Here is a 13,538-nt window from a genome sequence, read left to right as displayed (position 1 = left end):
CCCGGCAGAACGCTTACGCGTCCTTCGACTCCTCGGCGGAAGCCTCGTCGGCCTTGGTCGTGTCGACCTTGGTCTCCGTGGCCTCGGTGGCCTCGGCGTCCTTGGCGGCACGCTTGGTGGCGGCCTCGGCCTCGCCGGTCGCCTCCTGCGCCACGGTCAGCGCCTCGACCAGCTCGATGACGGCCATGGGCGCGTTGTCGCCACGGCGGTTACCGATCTTGGTGATCCGGGTGTAACCACCGGGACGGTTCTCGTAGCGCGGGCCGATCTCGGTGAAGAGCGTGTGGACGATGCTCTTGTCCGTGATCACCTGGAGCACCTGACGGCGGTTGTGAAGGTCGCCCTTCTTCGCCTTGGTGACCAGACGCTCGGCGTACGGACGCAGCTTGCGCGCCTTCGCCTCGGTGGTGGTGATGCGGCCGTGCTCGAAGAGCGACTTCGCGAGGTTCGCGAGGAGCAGCTTCTCGTGCGCGGCGCTGCCGCCCAGACGGGCACCCTTGGTGGGCTTCGGCATGGTTTCTCCTAGGTGTCTGCCCCGGCCGTATCAGGTACCGAAGTCAGTATCTGAGCAGACGGTTGTCTGTCAGAGATCCGGTCGCTCCTTCGAGCGCCGGAAGGTCCCGCGCCCCTCAGGGGCGCGGGAACGGCGCGACCGGCCGCGGCGGGGCCGCGGCCGGAAGCGAACCGGTCGAGCCCGAGCTCAGTACTGCTCGGTCTCGACGAAGCCCGCGTCCGCGTCGTCGTCGGCGCCGAAGGCGTCGGCCGCGGCGGTCGGGTCGAATCCGGGCGGGCTGTCCTTGAGCGCGAGGCCCATGCCGGCCAGCTTCGCCTTGACCTCGTCGATCGACTTCGCACCGAAGTTGCGGATGTCGAGCAGGTCGGCCTCGGAGCGGGCGACGAGCTCACCCACGGAGTGGATGCCCTCGCGCTTGAGGCAGTTGTACGACCGAACGGTGAGCTCCAGCTCCTCGATCGGCAGCGCCAGGTCGGCGGCGAGCGCGGCGTCCGTCGGGGACGGACCCATGTCGATGCCCTCGGCGTCGATGTTCAGCTCGCGGGCGAGACCGAACAGCTCGACCAGGGTCTTGCCGGCCGACGCCATGGCGTCGCGCGGACGCATGGCCTGCTTGGTCTCGACGTCGACGATCAGCTTGTCGAAGTCGGTGCGCTGCTCGACACGCGTGGCCTCGACCTTGTACGTGACCTTGAGGACCGGCGAGTAGATCGAGTCGACCGGGATACGGCCGATCTCCTGGCCCACCTGCTTGTTCTGCACGGCGGAGACGTAGCCGCGACCGCGCTCGACGGTCAGCTCCATCTCCAGCTTGCCCTTGCCGTTGAGCGTGGCGAGGACGAGGTCGGGGTTGTGCACCTCGACACCGGCCGGGGGCGCGATGTCGGCGGCGGTGACCAGACCCGGGCCCTGCTTGCGCAGGTACATCACGACCGGCTCGTCGTGCTCCGAGGAGACGACCAGCTGCTTGATGTTGAGGATCAGGTCGGTGACGTCCTCCTTGACGCCCGGCACGGTGGTGAACTCGTGCAGGACACCGTCGATGCGGATGGACGTGACCGCCGCACCCGGGATCGAGGAGAGGAGCGTACGGCGCAGGGAGTTGCCGAGGGTGTAGCCGAAGCCCGGCTCCAGCGGCTCGATGACGAACCGGGAGCGGAACTCGTCGACGACCTCTTCGGTCAACGAGGGACGCTGAGCGATCAGCATGTGTGTTCCTTCAGTCAGGGGCGCCCGCTATTTGACGCCCGACCAGTACTGCAAGGGTACGGGCGATACGGCCGAAAGAGCCGTACCGCCCGTGGAAACCCTGGTGAAGCGAGACCGGACGCGTCCGGAAGGACGCGACGGATCAGACGCGACGGCGCTTCGGCGGGCGGCAGCCGTTGTGCGGCGTCGGGGTGACGTCCTGGATCGAGCCGACCTCGAGGCCGGTCGCCTGCAGGGAACGGATGGCGGTCTCACGACCGGAACCCGGGCCCTTGACGAAGACGTCGACCTTGCGCATGCCGTGCTCCTGAGCGCGGCGGGCAGCCGACTCGGCGGCCATCTGCGCGGCGAACGGCGTGGACTTCCGGGAGCCCTTGAAGCCGACGTGGCCGGCGGAGGCCCAGGAGATCACGTTGCCGGTCGGGTCCGTGATGGACACGATCGTGTTGTTGAACGTGCTCTTGATGTGCGCGTGGCCGTGAGCGACGTTCTTCTTTTCCTTGCGGCGCACCTTCTTGGCAGCGCCCTGACGTCCCTTGGGGGGCATGTCGTACTCCTACGGGAGGTGGTCGGTCCTACAGCGAAGACCGCTGGACGGCGAGTCCGCTGCGGACTACTTCTTGCCCGGCTTCTTCTTGCCGGCGATGGCGCGACGCGGGCCCTTGCGGGTACGCGCGTTGGTGCTGGTGCGCTGACCGCGGACGGGCAGACCGCGACGGTGACGGAGACCCTGGTAGGTGCCGATCTCGACCTTGCGGCGGATGTCGGCCTGGATCTCGCGACGGAGGTCACCCTCGGTCTTGATGTTGTTGTCGACGTACTCGCGGATCGCGACGAGCTGCTCCTCGGAGAGGTCGCGAACACGGGTGTTCGGGTCCACTCCGGTGGCAGCCAGCGTCTGCTGCGAGAGCGTCCGGCCGATGCCGAACACGTAGGTGAGGGCGATCTCGACGCGCTTTTCGCGCGGGATGTCAACACCGGAAACGCGTGCCATTCAATGGCTCCTGGTGATCTTCGGAGGTCTTCCACAGAACCGGTTCCCGGGCCGCCGTGTCAGGTACGGATCGGGTCCCCGGCCTCCGAACCGGGGGTGTCGGACGCCTGGGCGCCCGGGTCCTGCGTATGAACATATTCAGCTCGCGTCGCGCGAAGTCCTGCGAATCGCGGAGGGAACGGTCGTGCGTCAGCCCTGGCGCTGCTTGTGGCGCGGGTTGTCGCAGATGACCATGACCCGGCCGTGACGGCGGATCACCCTGCACTTGTCGCAGATCTTCTTGACGCTCGGCTTGACCTTCATTGAGTGAAGTTCTCCGGGCTCAGTGCCCCCGCACCATACGGAGCCGGGGCAGGGGAAAGATCTACTTGTACCGTTGGAGAAGCTCCCCTGGATCGCTCCGGGGAGTTTGACAGGACCAGCCTGTCCGACGACGACCCTCCCGGCCGCCGGGGCGGGTACGGGACCCGCCCAAGCTCACTTGTACCGGTAGACGATCCGGCCACGCGTCAGGTCGTACGGAGACAGCTCCACCACGACCCGGTCGTCAGGGAGGATGCGGATGTAGTGCATACGCATCTTGCCGCTGATGTGTGCCAGGACCTGGTGGCCGTTCTGGAGCTCGACCCTGAACATCGCGTTGGGGAGAGACTCGACGACAGTGCCCTCGATCTCGATGGCACCTTGCTTCTTGGCCACGCTTCGCCCTTCGAATCGACTACCTTGATCGACTCTCGCGCTTCGCACGAGTGCATGCAGGCATGCGGGTGCACGAGATCCGACGAGTCAGTCTACGTCAGCACACCCGGAAAGGCGAAACGAGGAAGTCTGCCCCACTCGGGCGATCGTTATGCGGGCCCTCGGCCCAGCGGGTCCGGCGCCGCCGTGACACCCGGCTCCGCCGGATCCGCCCCGCCTCAGGCCTCTCGCCCCCGGCGCCCCTCGCGCGGGCTGGGCGCCGAGGGCGCCTCACAGGCTTCGAGCGGCTGCGCCGGCCCTCGGCCGACGGCCACCGCACCGCCGTCCCTCACCCCAGCGGGTCCGGCGCCGCCGTAATGCCCAGCTCCGCCAGCTTCGCCTTACCGCCGTCAGGGGCGGTCAGGACCAGCGGCCCCTGCTCGGTGAGGGCCACGGAGTGCTCCCAGTGCGAGGACCAGGTGCCGTCGGTGGTGATGACCGTCCAGTCGTCCTGGAGGACCTTGGTGCGCGGGGTACCGAGGGACACCATCGGCTCGATGGCCAGGCAGAAGCCGGGGACCAGCTTGGGGCCCTTGCCGCGCTTGCGGTCGACGTAGTTCAGCAGGTGCGGGTCCATGTGCATCTCGGTGCCGATGCCGTGGCCGCCGTAGTCCTCGATGATCCCGTACTTGCCGCCGCCGGGCTTCGGCTGGCGGCGGATGTACGTCTCGACGGCCCGGGAGATGTCGACGAGCCGGTTGCCCAGCTTCATGGCCGCGATGCCCGCCCACATCGACTCCTCGGTCACCCGGGAGAGCTCGACCAGCTCCGGGGAGTGACCGGAGCCGACGAAGGCCGTGTACGCGGCGTCGCCGTGCCAGCCGTCGATGATCGCGCCGCAGTCGATGGAGATGACGTCGCCGTCCTTGAGGACCACGTCGTCGGACGGGATGCCGTGGACGACGACCTCGTTGACCGAGGTGCAGATGGTCGCCGGGAAGCCGCCGTAGCCGAGGAAGTTCGGCTTGGCGTTGTGCTCCGAGAGCACCTTGCGGGCGACCTGGTCCAGGTCCTTGGTCGTGGCGCCGGGCACGGCCGCCTCGCGCGTGGCCGCGTGGATGGCGGCGACGACCAGCCCCGCCTCACGCATCTTGGCGATCTGCTCGGGGCTCTTGATCTGCACCATGGGGACTGCGGCCTTTCTGGACCGGAGGGGACGAGGAACGCTTCCAACGATACGGGGCGGGGACCACCCCATCACACAGCTCAGCCGCGGCCCCTGAGCAGGGGACCGCGGCTGCAGCCGGGACCGGAGACTACTGGTCGCGCTTGAGCGCCTCCAGCGCACGGCCCGTGACCTCGTCCACCGGTCCCGTCGCCGCGATGGTGACGACCAGGCCCTGCGACTTGTAGTAGTCGATGATCGGCTCGGTCTGCGTGTGGTAGACCTCGAGCCGCTTGCGGACCGTCTCCTCGGAGTCGTCGTCCCGCTGGTACAGCTCGCCGCCGCAGACGTCGCAGACGCCTTCCTGCTTCGGCGGCGTGTACGTCACGTGGAAGACGTGCGCCGAGTTGTTGCGGCAGACGCGCCGGCCGGCGATCCGCTTGACGACCTCGTCCTCCGGGGCCTCCAGGTCCAGCACCGCGTCGAGCTTCATGTCCTCGGTCTCGAGCAGCTCGTCCAGCGCCTCCGCCTGGGAGACGTTGCGCGGGAAACCGTCCAGCAGGAAGCCGCCCTCGGCGTCGGGCTGCTCCATGCGGTCCTTCGCCATGGCGATGGTGACCTCGTCCGGTACGAGGTTGCCGGCGTCCATGTAGGACTTCGCGAGCTTGCCCAGGTCGGTCTGCTGGCTGATGTTCGCGCGGAACAGGTCGCCCGTGGAGATGTGCGGGATGTGCAGCGTCTCGGCAAGGCGGGTGGCCTGCGTTCCCTTACCGGCGCCCGGCGGCCCGACGAGGACGATTCGCATCAGCGGAGGAACCCTTCGTAATTGCGCTGCTGGAGCTGGCTCTCGATCTGCTTCACCGTCTCGAGACCGACACCCACGATGATCAGGATGCTCGTCCCGCCGAACGGGAAGTTCTGGTTTGCCCCGAAACCGGCCAACGCCATTGTCGGTACGAGAGAGATCAGGCCCAGATACAGCGAACCCGGCCAGGTGATCCGGTTGAGTACGTAGCTCAGATACTCAGCGGTCGGTCGGCCAGCCCGGATGCCCGGGATGAACCCACCATACTTCTTCATGTTGTCCGCGACTTCCTCGGGGTTGAACGAGATCGCCACGTAGAAGAAGGCGAAGAACACGATCAGGAGGAAGTACAGAATGATGTGCGGAGTCGCGGCCGTGTCGGCGAGGTTCTTCTGGATCCAGGTGGCCCAGCCCGCCTGCGAGCCGGAGAACTGGACGATCAGCGCCGGGATGTAGAGCAGCGACGAGGCGAAGATGACGGGGATGACACCCGCCTGGTTCACCTTGAGCGGGATGTACGTCGACGTGCCACCGTAGGAACGGCGGCCGATCATGCGCTTCGCGTACTGCACCGGAACGCGGCGCTGCGCCTGCTCCACGAAGACGACCAGGCCGACCATGACGAAGCCGACGAGCATGACGGTGCCGAACTCGATCCAGCCGTCCGCCAGCTCACCCTGCTTCTTGATGGCCCACAGGGCGGACGGGAAGGTCGCGGCGATCGAGATGAACATCAGGATCGACATGCCGTTGCCGACACCGCGGTCGGTGATCAGCTCGCCGAGCCACATGACGGCGGCCGTACCGGCGGTCATGGTGACCACCATGACGACGGTGGTGAAGATGGCCTGGTCGGGAACGATCTGACCGGCGACGGTGCAGCCGGAGAACAGGGCGCCGCTGCGGGCGGTGGCCACCAGACCGGTGCCCTGCAGGATGGCGAGCGCGATGGTCAGGTAGCGGGTGTACTGCGTGATCTTCGCCGTACCCGCCTGGCCCTCCTTCTTCAGGGCTTCCAGGCGCGGGATCACCACGGTCAGCAGCTGCAGAATGATGCTCGCCGTGATGTACGGCATGATGCCGAGCGCGAAGACCGTGATCTGCAGCAGGGCGCCGCCGCTGAACATGTTCACCAGACCGAAGAGGCCCTGGTTGCCGGACGCCTGGTCCACACACTCCTGGACGTTCTTGTAATCGACGCCTGGGATGGGGATGTGGGTACCGAGCCGGTAGACCACGATGATGCCGAGCGTGAAGAGCAGCTTCTTGCGCAGGTCGGGCGTCTTGAACGCCCGGGCGAACGCGGTGAGCACGGTGCCTCCTGCGACCCCCGCGCTACTGCGTCAAGGGTGACGGTCTTGAGGATTCGACTGACGACTAAGTAAGTAACGGTCAACTGCCGCCCAGGGTGCCCCATGTGACGCACCCGTGAAAGAGGGCAGCGCAGGCCACCTTACCGGCGGGAGTACTTTCCTTGGAACGACCAACCGGGGATACCCCTTTTGTGGGGCATCCCCGGTCGGGATCGCTCATGTCATCGAGACGCCTGAAGGGTTCAGACGAGCTCGGTGACGGTACCGCCGGCGGCGGTGATCTTCTCCTTGGCGGAGCCGGAGACGGCGTCGACCGTCACCTGCAGCGCCACGGAGATCTCGCCCTGGCCGAGGACCTTGACGAGGCTGTTCTTGCGAACGGCACCCTTGGCCACCAGACCCTCGACGGTGACCTCGCCACCCTCGGGGTAGAGCGCGGCCAGCTTCTCGAGGTTCACGACCTGGAACTCGGTCTTGAACGGGTTCTTGAAGCCCTTCAGCTTCGGAAGACGCATGTGGAGGGGCATCTGGCCACCCTCGAAGCGCTCCGGAACCTGGTAACGGGCCTTCGTACCCTTCGTACCACGACCAGCCGTCTTACCCTTCGACGCCTCACCACGACCCACACGGGTCTTGGCGGTCTTGGCGCCCGGGGCGGGACGGAGGTTGTGGATCTTGAGCGGGTTCTGCTCACCCATGATCAGTCGACCTCCTCGACCGTCACGAGGTGGCGGACGGTGTGCACCATGCCGCGGAACTCGGGGCGGTCCTCCTTGACGACCTGCGTGTTGATCCCCTTGAGACCAAGGGAACGCAGGGTGTCACGGTGGTTCTGCTTGCTGCCGATGTAGGACTTGACCTGCGTAATCTTGAGCTGCGCCATGATTACGCACCCGCCCCGGCACGCGCACGGAGAAGAGCCGCGGGGGCGACGTCCTCGAGCGGCAGACCACGGCGGGCCGCGATCTCCTCGGGACGCTGCAGGCCCTTGAGGGCCTCCACGGTCGCGTGCACGATGTTGATCTGGTTGTCGGAGCCCAGGGACTTCGACAGCACGTCGTGGATACCGGCGCACTCGAGCACGGCGCGCACCGGACCACCGGCGATCACACCGGTACCCGGGGACGCGGGCTTGAGCAGCACGACGCCGGCGGCCTTCTCACCCTGGATGGGGTGGGGGATGGTGCCCTGGATACGGGGGACCTTGAAGAAGTGCTTCTTGGCCTCCTCAACACCCTTGGCGATGGCGGCCGGCACCTCCTTGGCCTTGCCGTAACCGACACCCACGGTGCCGTCACCGTCGCCCACCACGACCAGCGCGGTGAAGCTGAAGCGACGACCACCCTTCACAACCTTGGCGACACGGTTGATCGCGACGACGCGCTCAACGTAAGCGGTCTTCTCGGCGGCAGCTGCGCCGCCGTCACGGCCCTTCCGGTCCCGCCGCTCGCCGCCACCGGCACCGCCACCGCGGCGCTGGGGTCCAGCCATTGGAATTACCTCTCTCTGTTTCCGCTAGCGATACGGAACCGGGTCAGAACTTCAGACCGGCTTCGCGGGCGGCGTCCGCCAGGGCGGCGATGCGCCCGGCGTACTGGTTGCCACCGCGGTCGAAGACCACGGCCTCGACACCCGCGGCCTTGGCACGCTCGGCGACGAGTGCGCCGACCTGCTTGGCCTGCGCGGACTTGTCCGCCTCGCCACCACGGATCGAGGTGTCCAGGGTGGACGCCGACGCAAGGGTGTGGCCCTTGAGGTCGTCGATCACCTGGGCCACGATGTGGCGGTTCGAGCGGGTAACGACCAGACGAGGACGCTCCGCCGTACCGGCGATCCGCTTGCGGATCCGGATGTGACGGCGCTTGATCGCGGCGCGCTTGTAGGCGTCGCCCTTCAGGATCTTCTGTCCGTATGCCATGGCTTACTTACCCGCCTTTCCGACCTTGCGTCGGATGACTTCGCCCTCGTACTTGACGCCCTTGGCCTTGTACGGGTCGGGCTTGCGCAGCTTGCGGATGTTGGCCGCAACCTCGCCGACCTTTTGCTTGTCGATGCCCTCGACCGAGAAGCGGGTCGGGTTCTCCACCTTGAAGGTGATGCCCTCGGGGGCCTCGACCAGGATCGGGTGGCTGTAGCCGAGGGAGAACTCCAGGTTCGAACCCTTGGCGATCACGCGGTAACCGACACCGCTGATCTCGAGCTTCTTCACGTAACCCTGGGTCACGCCGGTGATCATGTTCGCCACCAGCGTGCGGGACAGGCCGTGCAGGGCCTTGCTCTGACGCTCGTCGTTGGGGCGGGTGACGTTCAGAACGCCGTCCTCACCCTTGGCGATGTCGATCGGCGCCACGACGGTGTGAGTCAGCGAGCCCTTCGGGCCCTTGACCGAGACCGTACGGCCGTCGATGGTGACGTCCACGCCGGCGGGAACCGCGATGGGGAGCTTGCCGATGCGCGACATAGCTGTTTCCTCCGTTCCCTTCCGTTACCAGACGTAGGCGAGGACTTCTCCGCCTACGCCCTTCTTGCCGGCCTGCTTGTCGGTGAGGAGCCCGTGCGACGTGGAGATGATCGCCACGCCGAGGCCACCCAGCACCTTGGGCAGGTTGGTGGACTTCGCGTACACCCGGAGACCGGGCTTGGAGATCCGCTTGATGCCCGCGATGGAGCGCTCACGGTTCGGGCCGAACTTCAGCTCGAGGACGAGGTTCTTGCCGACCTCGGCGTCCTCGGTCTTCCAGCCCGTGATGAAGCCCTCCTGCTGGAGGATCTCCGCGATGTGAGACTTGATCTTGGACGCCGGCATCGTCACGGAGTCGTGGTACGCCGAGTTCGCGTTCCGCAGACGCGTAAGCATGTCTGCGATCGGATCAGTCATGGTCATGAATTGGCCTTCGGCCTCTCTCGCCGGGGTTTCCTGGTGCGCCATCCCTCTCCCCGATCCGAGACGGGACGGGTGCGGCGCGGTGGACCTACGGCGTAGTAAGCAAATATGTGCAGGCACAGCCTGCGGGCGTAGGGGCGGCAGACGCCCAACCCCACAAGCCTAAGGCATGTGGAGGCGGGCCCCTGCCGACCCAGATGCTTACCGAGAGTCTGAATAACCCGGGATTACCGGATTACCAGGAGCTCTTGGTCACGCCCGGCAGCTCGCCACGGTGAGCCATCTCACGAAGGCACACGCGGCACAGGCCGAACTTGCGGTACACGGAGTGCGGGCGGCCACAGCGCTGGCAGCGGGTGTAGCCACGCACACCGAACTTGGGCTTGCGGGCAGCCTTAGCGATCAGAGCCTTCTTCGCCATCTCGCTCACGCCTCCTTGAAGGGGAAGCCGAGGTGACGAAGGAGCGCGCGGCCCTCAGCGTCGTTGGTCGCCGTGGTCACCACGGTGATGTCCATACCCCGGGTGCGGTCGATCTTGTCCTGGTCGATCTCGTGGAACATGACCTGCTCCGTGAGACCGAAGGTGTAGTTGCCACGGCCGTCGAACTGCTTGGGGGACAGGCCGCGGAAGTCGCGGATGCGCGGCAGCGCGAGCGACAGGGTGCGGTCCAGGAACTCCCACATGCGGTCGCCACGGAGCGTGACGTGGGCACCGATCGGCTGGCCCTCGCGCAGCTTGAACTGCGCGATGGACTTGCGGGCCTTGGTGACGGCCGGCTTCTGACCGGTGATCGTGGTGAGGTCGCGAATAGCGCCGTCGATCAGCTTGGAGTCGCGGGCGGCGTCGCCCACACCCATGTTGACCACGATCTTGACGAGGCCGGGGATCTGCATGACGTTCTCGTAGGAGAACTCCTCACGCAGCTTGCCCGCGATCTCCTCGCGGTACTTCGTCTTCAGACGCGGAGTGGTGGTGGTAGCCATCAGATGTCCTCACCCGTCCGCTTGGCAACGCGAACCTTGTTGCCCTCGTCGTCGAAGCGGTAACCGACGCGCGTGACGACCTTGTTGCCGTCCTTCTCCACGACCAGCTGGACGTTGGAGACGTGGATCGGGGCCTCGGTGGTCACGATGCCGCCGGCCTGCGAACCGCGAGCGGTCGGCCCGGCCTTGGTGTGCTTCTTGACCCGGTTGACACCCTCGACCAGGACGCGGTCCTCGCGGGGGAAGGCCGCGATGACCTTGCCCTGCTTGCCCTTGTCCTTACCGGTGATGACCTGAACCAGGTCGCCCTTCTTGATCTTCATGCTCACAGCACCTCCGGCGCGAGGGAGATGATCTTCATGAACTTCTTCTCGCGCAGCTCACGGCCCACCGGGCCGAAGATACGGGTGCCACGAGGGTCGCCGTCGTTCTTCAGAATGACGGCGGCGTTCTCGTCGAAGCGGATGTACGAGCCGTCCGGACGGCGGCGCTCCTTGACGGTGCGAACGATGACCGCCTTGACGACGTCACCCTTCTTCACGTTGCCACCGGGGATCGCGTCCTTGACGGTGGCGACGATGACGTCACCGATACCCGCGTAGCGGCGACCGGAGCCACCGAGCACACGGATGGTGAGAATTTCCTTCGCACCCGTGTTGTCGGCGACGCGCAGTCGCGACTCCTGCTGGATCACGTCTATCTCCTGATTGTCTGCCGGTTCCCGGCAGGGGCCTCGGAAGGCCCCTGCCGAGCCTGGCGGAACTGACCTGCGTGGGTTTGCCCCGCAGGCGGATTTGCTGGAATTCCCTTACGGGAATTACCTACTTGGCCTTCTCGAGGACCTCGACGACGCGCCAGCGCTTCGTCGCGGACAGCGGCCGGGTCTCCATGAGGAGGACGCGGTCGCCGACACCCGCGGCGTTCTGCTCGTCGTGAGCCTTGAGCTTGTTGGTACGGCGGATGACCTTGCCGTACAGCGCGTGGGTCACGCGGTCCTCGACGGCGACGACGACGGTCTTGTCCATCTTGTCGCTGACGACCAGACCCTGGCGGGTCTTGCGGAAGCCGCGGCCGGCCTTCGTCTCTTCAGTCACGTTGTTCTCGCTCATCAGGCGCTCTCCACCGTCTCGATGCCCAGCTCGCGCTCACGCATCAGGGTGTAGATCCGCGCGATGTCCTTGCGGACGGCCTTGAGCCGACCGTGGTTCTCGAGCTGACCCGTCGCCGCCTGGAAGCGGAGGTTGAACAGCTCTTCCTTGGCCTCGCGGAGCTTCGCGAGAAGCTCCTCGTTGCCCAGCTCGCGCAGCTCGGACGCCTTGGTACCGGCCGACATCACGCTTCACCTGCCTCGCGCTTGACGATCCGGCACTTCATCGGCAGCTTGTGGGCCGCACGAGTCAGCGCCTCACGGGCGATCTTCTCGTTGGGGTAGGACAGCTCGAACATGACCCGACCCGGGTGCACGTTCGCGATCCACCACTCGGGAGAACCCTTACCGGAACCCATGCGGGTCTCGGCGGGCTTCTTCGTGAGCGGGCGGTCCGGGTAGATGTTGATCCAGACCTTGCCGCCACGCTTGATGTGGCGGGTCATCGCGATACGGGCCGCCTCGATCTGGCGGTTGGTCACGTACGCCGGCGTGAGGGCCTGGATGCCGTACTCGCCGAACGCAACCTGCGTACCGCCCTTGGCCATACCGCGGCGCTTCGGGTGGTGCTGCTTGCGGTGCTTGACCCTACGGGGGATCAGCATGTCGGTCAGGCCTCCGTTCCGGTGCTCTCAGCCGGAGCGGCAGCGGCGGCGGGAGCCTCGGCCTTGGGGGCCTCGGCAGGCTGCTGCTGGCCGCTCTGGGCCCCCTGCTGCTGCGGCTTGCGACCGCGACCGCCACGCTCGCCACCGCGGCCACCACGGGCCGGGCGGTCGTTGCCACCACGGGCCGGGCGGTTGCCGGCGCGGGCAGCGGCGTTCTCGGCGCGGACCTCGGCGATGTTCTTGACGTCGCCCTTGTAGATCCAGACCTTCACGCCGATGCGGCCGAAGGTCGTCTTGGCCTCGAAGAAGCCGTAGTCCACGTTCGCGCGGAGCGTGTGCAGGGGCACACGGCCCTCGCGGTAGAACTCCGAGCGGGACATCTCGGCGCCGCCGAGGCGGCCACCGCACTGGATCTTGATGCCCTTGGCGCCGGCCTTCATCGTGCCCTGCATGCTCTTGCGCATGGCACGACGGAAGGAGACGCGGGAGGAGAGCTGCTCGGCGACGGCCTGGGCCACCAGCTGAGCGTCCGTCTCCGGGCTCTTGACCTCGAGGATGTTCAGCTGGACCTGCTTGCCGGTCAGCTTCTCCAGGTCACCGCGGATGCGGTCGGCCTCGGCGCCGCGGCGGCCGATGACGATGCCGGGACGAGCGGTGTGGATGTCCACACGCACGCGGTCACGGGTGCGCTCGATCTCCACCTTCGAGATGCCGGCGCGCTCCATGCCGGACGTCATCATCCGACGGATGGCGACGTCTTCCTTGACGTAGTCCTTGTACAGCTTGTCGGCGTACCAACGCGACTTGAAGTCGGTCGTGACACCGAGCCGGAACCCGTGCGGGTTTACCTTCTGGCCCATTACCGGGTTCCTTCCTTGCTGCTGACGACCACGGTGATGTGGCTGGTCCGCTTGCGGATCCGGTAGGCGCGACCCTGGGCGCGCGGCCGGAACCGCTTCAGGGTCGGGCCCTCGTCGACGTAGGCCTCGGAAATGAAGAGGCTGTCGGCGTCGGTGTGGTCGTAGTTGTGCGCGGCGTTGGCAATGGCGCTGTCCAGCACCTTGCCGACCGGCACGCTCGCGGCCTGCGGGGCGAAACGCAGGACCGCCTGAGCCTCCGTGGCATCCATGCCACGGATGAGGTCCACCACGCGGCGGGCCTTCATGGGCGTGACGCGGATGTACCGCGCCTGGGCCCTGGCTTCCATGGTTGTCCCTTCAGTGTTTGTCATGGTCTTTCA

24 protein-coding genes are annotated in these 13,538 nt (G+C 66.6%); all 24 read right to left on the bottom strand.

Annotation, left to right across the window (positions count from 1 at the left end):
- Window positions 1–13 precede the first annotated feature (13 nt).
- The gene (gene rplQ / locus ACP4IX_RS33080) at window positions 14–514 is read right to left on the bottom strand and encodes a 50S ribosomal protein L17 (protein ID WP_426558185.1); all 501 of its coding nucleotides are present in this window, start codon (window positions 512–514) and stop codon (window positions 14–16) included.
- Window positions 515–700: 186 nt separating this feature from the next.
- Entirely contained in the window at window positions 701–1,723 is a 1,023-nt protein-coding gene (locus tag ACP4IX_RS33075; protein ID WP_003966937.1) for a DNA-directed RNA polymerase subunit alpha, read from the bottom strand.
- A 142-nt stretch (window positions 1,724–1,865) separates the two neighbouring features.
- A complete protein-coding gene (rpsK, locus tag ACP4IX_RS33070) occupies window positions 1,866–2,270 on the bottom strand; it encodes a 30S ribosomal protein S11 (RefSeq protein ID WP_003948617.1) in 405 nt (134 codons plus the stop codon).
- A 66-nt stretch (window positions 2,271–2,336) separates the two neighbouring features.
- Window positions 2,337–2,717: a 30S ribosomal protein S13 gene (rpsM, locus tag ACP4IX_RS33065; protein WP_004984507.1), complete on the bottom strand. Its 381-nt coding sequence runs from the start codon at window positions 2,715–2,717 to the stop codon at window positions 2,337–2,339.
- Window positions 2,718–2,906: 189 nt separating this feature from the next.
- Entirely contained in the window at window positions 2,907–3,020 is a 114-nt protein-coding gene (rpmJ, locus tag ACP4IX_RS33060; protein WP_003974245.1) for a 50S ribosomal protein L36, read from the bottom strand.
- Between the two features lie 174 nt (window positions 3,021–3,194).
- Window positions 3,195–3,416, bottom strand: a complete 222-nt coding sequence (infA, locus tag ACP4IX_RS33055; RefSeq protein ID WP_004927214.1) for a translation initiation factor IF-1 — start codon at window positions 3,414–3,416, stop codon at window positions 3,195–3,197.
- Between the two features lie 328 nt (window positions 3,417–3,744).
- Entirely contained in the window at window positions 3,745–4,581 is an 837-nt protein-coding gene (map, locus tag ACP4IX_RS33050) for a type I methionyl aminopeptidase (protein ID WP_426523612.1), read from the bottom strand.
- A gap of 130 nt (window positions 4,582–4,711) precedes the next feature.
- Entirely contained in the window at window positions 4,712–5,365 is a 654-nt protein-coding gene (locus tag ACP4IX_RS33045) for an adenylate kinase (protein ID WP_426523611.1), read from the bottom strand.
- A complete protein-coding gene (gene secY / locus ACP4IX_RS33040; RefSeq protein ID WP_426523610.1) occupies window positions 5,365–6,678 on the bottom strand; it encodes a preprotein translocase subunit SecY in 1,314 nt (437 codons plus the stop codon). Before secY ends, ACP4IX_RS33045 begins: the two co-directional genes overlap by 1 nt.
- 242 nt (window positions 6,679–6,920) lie before the next feature.
- Window positions 6,921–7,376: a 50S ribosomal protein L15 gene (gene rplO, locus ACP4IX_RS33035; RefSeq protein ID WP_351602488.1), complete on the bottom strand. Its 456-nt coding sequence runs from the start codon at window positions 7,374–7,376 to the stop codon at window positions 6,921–6,923.
- Window positions 7,377–7,378: 2 nt separating this feature from the next.
- Window positions 7,379–7,561 (bottom strand): 50S ribosomal protein L30, encoded by a 183-nt coding sequence (gene rpmD, locus ACP4IX_RS33030; protein WP_003974250.1) that lies wholly within the window; start codon window positions 7,559–7,561, stop codon window positions 7,379–7,381.
- Window positions 7,562–7,563: 2 nt separating this feature from the next.
- Window positions 7,564–8,169, bottom strand: coding sequence for a 30S ribosomal protein S5 (gene rpsE / locus ACP4IX_RS33025; RefSeq protein ID WP_004927232.1), 606 nt, complete (start codon window positions 8,167–8,169; stop codon window positions 7,564–7,566).
- 43 nt (window positions 8,170–8,212) lie between these two features.
- A complete protein-coding gene (rplR, locus tag ACP4IX_RS33020; RefSeq protein ID WP_217143309.1) occupies window positions 8,213–8,596 on the bottom strand; it encodes a 50S ribosomal protein L18 in 384 nt (127 codons plus the stop codon).
- 3 nt (window positions 8,597–8,599) lie between these two features.
- Window positions 8,600–9,139, bottom strand: coding sequence for a 50S ribosomal protein L6 (rplF, locus tag ACP4IX_RS33015; RefSeq protein ID WP_426523609.1), 540 nt, complete (start codon window positions 9,137–9,139; stop codon window positions 8,600–8,602).
- A 24-nt stretch (window positions 9,140–9,163) separates the two neighbouring features.
- Window positions 9,164–9,562 (bottom strand): 30S ribosomal protein S8, encoded by a 399-nt coding sequence (gene rpsH, locus ACP4IX_RS33010; protein WP_026248232.1) that lies wholly within the window; start codon window positions 9,560–9,562, stop codon window positions 9,164–9,166.
- Window positions 9,563–9,797: 235 nt separating this feature from the next.
- Complete coding sequence (locus tag ACP4IX_RS33005) at window positions 9,798–9,983, bottom strand: type Z 30S ribosomal protein S14 (protein ID WP_003948630.1); 186 nt, start codon at window positions 9,981–9,983, stop codon at window positions 9,798–9,800.
- 5 nt (window positions 9,984–9,988) lie between these two features.
- Window positions 9,989–10,546 (bottom strand): 50S ribosomal protein L5, encoded by a 558-nt coding sequence (gene rplE / locus ACP4IX_RS33000; protein ID WP_030619154.1) that lies wholly within the window; start codon window positions 10,544–10,546, stop codon window positions 9,989–9,991.
- Complete coding sequence (gene rplX / locus ACP4IX_RS32995; protein ID WP_003974256.1) at window positions 10,546–10,869, bottom strand: 50S ribosomal protein L24; 324 nt, start codon at window positions 10,867–10,869, stop codon at window positions 10,546–10,548. The genes rplE and rplX overlap by 1 nt, the downstream gene beginning before the upstream one ends.
- 2 nt (window positions 10,870–10,871) lie before the next feature.
- Window positions 10,872–11,240 carry a 50S ribosomal protein L14 gene (gene rplN, locus ACP4IX_RS32990; RefSeq protein WP_003974257.1) on the bottom strand — a complete coding sequence of 123 codons (369 nt, stop codon included), beginning with the start codon at window positions 11,238–11,240 and terminating at the stop codon, window positions 10,872–10,874.
- A gap of 127 nt (window positions 11,241–11,367) precedes the next feature.
- The gene (rpsQ, locus tag ACP4IX_RS32985) at window positions 11,368–11,655 is read right to left on the bottom strand and encodes a 30S ribosomal protein S17 (RefSeq protein ID WP_210974119.1); all 288 of its coding nucleotides are present in this window, start codon (window positions 11,653–11,655) and stop codon (window positions 11,368–11,370) included.
- The gene (gene rpmC, locus ACP4IX_RS32980; protein WP_003974259.1) at window positions 11,655–11,879 is read right to left on the bottom strand and encodes a 50S ribosomal protein L29; all 225 of its coding nucleotides are present in this window, start codon (window positions 11,877–11,879) and stop codon (window positions 11,655–11,657) included. The genes rpsQ and rpmC overlap by 1 nt, the downstream gene beginning before the upstream one ends.
- A complete protein-coding gene (gene rplP / locus ACP4IX_RS32975; RefSeq protein ID WP_003974260.1) occupies window positions 11,879–12,298 on the bottom strand; it encodes a 50S ribosomal protein L16 in 420 nt (139 codons plus the stop codon). Before rplP ends, rpmC begins: the two co-directional genes overlap by 1 nt.
- A gap of 5 nt (window positions 12,299–12,303) precedes the next feature.
- Window positions 12,304–13,158: a 30S ribosomal protein S3 gene (rpsC, locus tag ACP4IX_RS32970; RefSeq protein ID WP_426523608.1), complete on the bottom strand. Its 855-nt coding sequence runs from the start codon at window positions 13,156–13,158 to the stop codon at window positions 12,304–12,306.
- Window positions 13,158–13,505 carry a 50S ribosomal protein L22 gene (gene rplV / locus ACP4IX_RS32965; protein WP_003974262.1) on the bottom strand — a complete coding sequence of 116 codons (348 nt, stop codon included), beginning with the start codon at window positions 13,503–13,505 and terminating at the stop codon, window positions 13,158–13,160. The genes rpsC and rplV overlap by 1 nt, the downstream gene beginning before the upstream one ends.
- Between the last annotated feature and the right edge of the window lie 33 nt (window positions 13,506–13,538).

The sequence above is a fragment of the Streptomyces sp. WG5 genome (genome assembly GCF_049974565.1).
GTDB lineage: Bacteria > Actinomycetota > Actinomycetes > Streptomycetales > Streptomycetaceae > Streptomyces.
The sequence above is the reverse complement of the archived record's forward strand: the minus strand, read 5'-3'. Positions and strand labels throughout refer to the sequence as shown.